Origin of the sequence: Actinotalea sp. C106 (assembly GCF_023630195.1) — a bacterium.
Taxonomy (GTDB): domain Bacteria; phylum Actinomycetota; class Actinomycetes; order Actinomycetales; family Cellulomonadaceae; genus Actinotalea.
The window spans coordinates 1-4002 of the sequence record NZ_JALPKN010000280.1 but is presented as its reverse complement, the minus strand read 5'-3'; the positions used below and the strand labels follow the sequence as shown (position 1 = coordinate 4002).

Here is a 4002-nt window from a genome sequence, read left to right as displayed (position 1 = left end):
CACTGGGGCCGTCCGGCCGCCGGAGGCGTGCCCGGTCCGGTGCGCGCAGCGTTGCCGCCCTGCGCCCCGCTGATGACGCTGCGGCGCTGCGGCCCGGCGGGACCGCCTGTGCTCGCGGGTCCGTGGGGAGGGGGGTTGCCCGGTGCCACGCTGTGCCTTTCGACGACGGGAGTGCGGGGTCGCAGAGGGCGACCCTCGCCCAGGGTACGGATGCGGGGGGCCGACCGACGTCGGTCAGACCCGCCCCAGTATGCGGATCCGTCGGTGAAGGCCGTGTGCGTCACGGTGCAGGTAGCGGGGAGATCCAGGCGTTGGTTGCCAGAGCCCGGATCGCGTCCTACTGTTCCGATGTATCAGTTCGATACATCGGGTCTGAAGGTACCGCCTGGTCCCGATCATGACCATCCGGCGTGCGCCGGGACCTGCACCGAGCACCAGGGACGAGGAGGCAGAGCGTGCGAAGCCGCTCCGACGTCCTCGAGCTCGCCATCCTCGGCCTGCTCCACGAGGCACCGATGCACGGATACGAGTTGCGCAAGCGGCTCAACATGACCCTCGGCTCGTTCCGCGCGTTCTCGTACGGCTCGCTCTACCCCTGCCTCAAGAGCCTGGTGCAGCGGGGTCTCATCGTGGGCAGCTCGACCGTCGCCACGCCACCGCCGCACGCACTGAGCGGCAAGCGGGCCCGGATCGTCTACGAGCTCACGGCCGACGGCAAGGAGCACCTGTCGGAGATCCTGGCCAGCTCGGGACCGACGGCGTGGGAGGACGAGCACTTCGACGTCCGGTTCACGCTGTTCGGCCAGACCGACGCCGAGACCCGGCTGCGGATCCTCGAGGGGCGCCGCACCCGGCTCACCGAGCGGCTCGATCAGGTGAGGCAGTCGGCCGCACGCACCCGCGAGCGCCTCGACGACTACACCCTCGAGCTGCAGCGGCACGGCTTGGAGCAGGTCGAGCGCGAGGTCCGCTGGCTCGACGGACTGATCGACGACGAGCGTGGCAACCGCCGCGCCGAGCACCGCGGGACCGGTCAGCCGACCGGTCCTGTCCCCGCCGACGACGCAGACGCGTCGTGGCACTGAGAGAGATCTGAGGAGCGAGGATGAGTTCGATCCGCGTCGCCATCGTGGGCGTCGGCAACTGCGCCGCATCGCTGGTCCAGGGCGTCCACTTCTACGCGGACGCCGACCCGCAGAGCACGGTGCCAGGCCTGATGCACGTCCAGTTCGGCCAGTACCACATCTCTGACGTCGAGTTCGTCGCAGCCTTCGACGTCGACGCGAAGAAGGTCGGCTTCGACCTCTCCGAGGCCATCGGCGCCAGCGAGAACAACACCATCAAGATCGCCGACGTGCCGCCGCTGGGCGTCACCGTGCAGCGCGGCCCGACCCTCGACGGCATCGGCAAGTACTACGCCGAGACCATCGAGCAGTCCGACGCCGAGCCGGTCGACGTCGTCGCCGCCCTCAAGGAGGCCCAGGTCGACGTCCTGGTCTGCTACCTCCCCGTGGGTTCCGAGGACGCCGCCAAGTTCTACGCGCAGTGCGCGATCGACGCCGGCGTGGCCTTCGTCAACGCCCTGCCCGTCTTCATCGCCTCGGACCCCGTCTGGGCGAAGAAGTTCGAGGACGCGGGCGTGCCGATCGTCGGCGACGACATCAAGTCCCAGGTCGGCGCGACCATCACGCACCGCGTCATGGCCAAGCTGTTCGAGGACCGCGGCGTCGCGCTGGACCGCACGTACCAGCTGAACGTCGGCGGCAACATGGACTTCAAGAACATGCTCGAGCGCGACCGCCTGCAGTCCAAGAAGATCTCCAAGACGCAGTCCGTGACCTCGAACCTCGAGGGCTCGCTGGCCGGCAAGACCGAGGACCGCAACGTCCACATCGGCCCGTCGGACTACGTCGCGTGGCTCGACGACCGCAAGTGGGCCTACGTCCGCCTCGAGGGCCGCGCCTTCGGTGAGGTGCCGCTGAACCTCGAGTACAAGCTCGAGGTCTGGGACTCGCCCAACTCGGCCGGCATCATCATCGACGCCCTGCGCGCCGCAAAGATCGCCAAGGACCGCGGCGTGGGTGGCCCGGTGCTGGCCGCCTCGACCTACTTCATGAAGTCCCCGCCGGTCCAGATGGAGGACTCGAAGGGCCGTCGCCAGCTCGAGGCCTTCATCGCCGGCGACGCCGAGCGGTAGCACCTCCCTCAGCTGGACGCGGGCCCCGGGCAGGCGTGTCGCCCGGGGCCCGCGTCGTGCCACGATGACGCCCATGAGACACCTCACCGCCGTTCCCGCCGTCGGCCTGCTCGCCGTCGGCCTGAGCGGGTGCTCGTTCTCCATCGGCGGCGCCGAGGTCCCCGGTGACGAGCTCGCCGAGCAGGTCAGCACCGTCCTCACCGAGACGGTCGGCGAGGCACCGGACCTGGTCGAGTGCCCTGACCCGCTGGATGCCGAGGTCGGGGCCGAGGTGCGGTGCACCCTGACCCACGCCGGCCAGAGCTACGGGGTCTCGGTCACCGCCACCGAGGTCGAGGACGAGCAGGTCTTCCTCGACGTCCAGGTCGACGAGGAGCCCCTCGACGAGGGCCTGTCGTGACGACAGGCCCGGGCGACGCCCTGCGGGCCGCGGTGGCCGCACGCGCGCAGGGCACCCCCTACCAGGTGGTGCCCACGCCCGAGGGGTTCGACCTGCGGATCGACGTCGTCGACGCCCGGTGGTACGGGCTCATCGGCGCCGCCGGCCTCAAGAAGGTCGTCGAGCACCGGGTGGTGCTCGACGAGGCGGCCCGCACCCTCACGCTCACCGACGACCACCGCGAGGTCCGGTGGGACGGTGGCGTCGACGCCTCGGGCGCACCGATGCCCCGCCTGGTGGCGTCGGCTCAGGTGACACGCACGCTCGGCCGGACGTACGAGTTCGAGATGAACAGGACGTGGGGGATCGACCAGGAGGGCAAGCCCGGCCGGGTGGTCGACTTCACCTTCGCCTCGGCCGAGGGTCAGTCCCTGATCCGCGCGGCCGCCGCAGAGCACGGGTGGAAGGAGAAGGCCGGTGCCGCGCAACGGGTCGGGCTGGCCGTCGGCCTCGCAGCGCTGGCGCTCGCGCTCGTCGTCGGCGGGACGCTCGCGATCCTGGGCATGACCGGGCAGCTGTAGGGCCGGGCAGCTCGAGGACCGGGCGCGCCGCCGGCCGGCTAGGCCCCCGGCTCTCCCGGGGGCGTGTCGGGCGTGGTGCGGACGCTGCCGACCAGGGACTGGAAGTCCGGCGCCAGCTCGGGGGCCTGCCGGGACGTGGCGGTGAACGTGAGGCTGTAGACAGCCTGACGCCCGTGGCCACGTCCAGCGGCACCCACGCCGAGCTCTCGCCCGACCTCCTGCAACCTAGAACGAGAAAGCCCTCGATCCGGTTGAGGCAGCCCGCCGGATAGCCTGCGGGGGTGAGTGCGTCGTGAGCGTCCTGAGTGACCTGCGGGTCGTCGCGGTCCATCGGGACTTCCGCAAGCTGTTCGCGGTCCGGCTCGTCTCGCAGTGCGGGGACGGCATGTTCCAGATCGGGCTCGCGACCCTCTTCTTCTTCTCCCCCGAGCGGATGGCCACGGCCACCGACGTCGCGGTCGCCTTCGCCGTGCTGCTCCTGCCCTTCACGGTCGTCGGCCCCTTCGCCGGGCCGCTGCTGGACCGGTGGCGCCGTCGACAGGTCCTGCTGCTGGGCAACGCCGTCCGCGTGGTGCTCGCACTGCTCCTCGCGTGGCTGCTCGTGACCGTCGGCGTCGGGCCCGCCGTGTACGTGCTGGCCCTGGTGACCCTGGGCGTGAACCGCTTCCTCCTGGCGGCCCTCTCGGCCAGCCTGCCGCGCGTGGTCCCGCGCGAGCAGCTGCTCATCGCCAACGCGCTGACGCCGACCCTCGGGGCCGTCTCGGCGGTGGTCGGCGCCGGGCTGGGCCTGCTCAGCGGCTGGCTGATCCCCGCCGGGCGCGGCGAGGACGGCGTGGTCCTGGTCG

General features: G+C 71.3%; 5 protein-coding genes. All 5 read left to right on the top strand.

The features are described 5' to 3' along the window. Positions 1 to 455 precede the first annotated feature (455 nt). Positions 456 to 1085, top strand: a complete 630-nt coding sequence (locus tag L0B03_RS14895; protein ID WP_250447182.1) for a PadR family transcriptional regulator — start codon at positions 456 to 458, stop codon at positions 1083 to 1085. 20 nt (positions 1086 to 1105) lie between these two features. Further along, positions 1106 to 2197, top strand: coding sequence for an inositol-3-phosphate synthase (locus L0B03_RS14890; protein WP_250447179.1), 1092 nt, complete (start codon positions 1106 to 1108; stop codon positions 2195 to 2197). Positions 2198 to 2270: 73 nt separating this feature from the next. Then, positions 2271 to 2597 (top strand): DUF4333 domain-containing protein, encoded by a 327-nt coding sequence (locus L0B03_RS14885; RefSeq protein ID WP_250447178.1) that lies wholly within the window; start codon positions 2271 to 2273, stop codon positions 2595 to 2597. Next, a complete protein-coding gene (locus L0B03_RS14880; RefSeq protein WP_250447176.1) occupies positions 2594 to 3157 on the top strand; it encodes a hypothetical protein in 564 nt (187 codons plus the stop codon). Before L0B03_RS14885 ends, L0B03_RS14880 begins: the two co-directional genes overlap by 4 nt. A gap of 292 nt (positions 3158 to 3449) precedes the next feature. Then, positions 3450 to 4002: MFS transporter (locus L0B03_RS14875; protein WP_374204967.1), on the top strand; the 553-nt coding region annotated here is incomplete at its 3' end.

Bases quoted from the DNA above. Each gene is read 5' to 3' on its own strand.
- L0B03_RS14890 (WP_250447179.1), top strand. From the start codon at position 1,106: ATGAGTTCGATCCGCGTCGCCATCGTGGGCGTCGGCAACTGCGCCGCA.
- L0B03_RS14885 (WP_250447178.1), top strand. From the start codon at position 2,271: ATGAGACACCTCACCGCCGTTCCCGCCGTCGGCCTGCTCGCCGTCGGC.